The organism is Elizabethkingia argenteiflava, from assembly GCF_009904105.1.
Classification (GTDB): domain Bacteria; phylum Bacteroidota; class Bacteroidia; order Flavobacteriales; family Weeksellaceae; genus Elizabethkingia; species Elizabethkingia argenteiflava.
On the sequence record NZ_JAAABJ010000647.1, the window covers coordinates 1 to 248 of the forward strand.

Consider the following 248-nt stretch of genomic DNA (forward strand, 5'->3'; position numbering starts at 1 on the left):
AGGCAAAAACCACCAACAGCATTTTTCTGTGTGATAACCAGGGACAAATGTTGGCAATGGGAAGTCCAAAAAGTGGCCATCATCACGATTTATACCAAATAGAAGCTAGTTTGAAAGAAATTCTGTCACTTCTAAGCGAAGTAGAAATAGATCATAAAGAATTGTTTCTGAATGCTGATGCAGGATTTGACAGTGAGAATTTAAGACAAATCTTAGAAAAAGAAGAAATAATCGCCAATATTAAAACC

At 35.1% G+C, this 248-nt stretch carries 1 pseudogene; it reads left to right on the forward strand.

From position 1 onward, the window contains the following. Positions 1-248: pseudogene (locus GNY06_RS12645) on the forward strand (IS5/IS1182 family transposase); the annotation flags it as partial.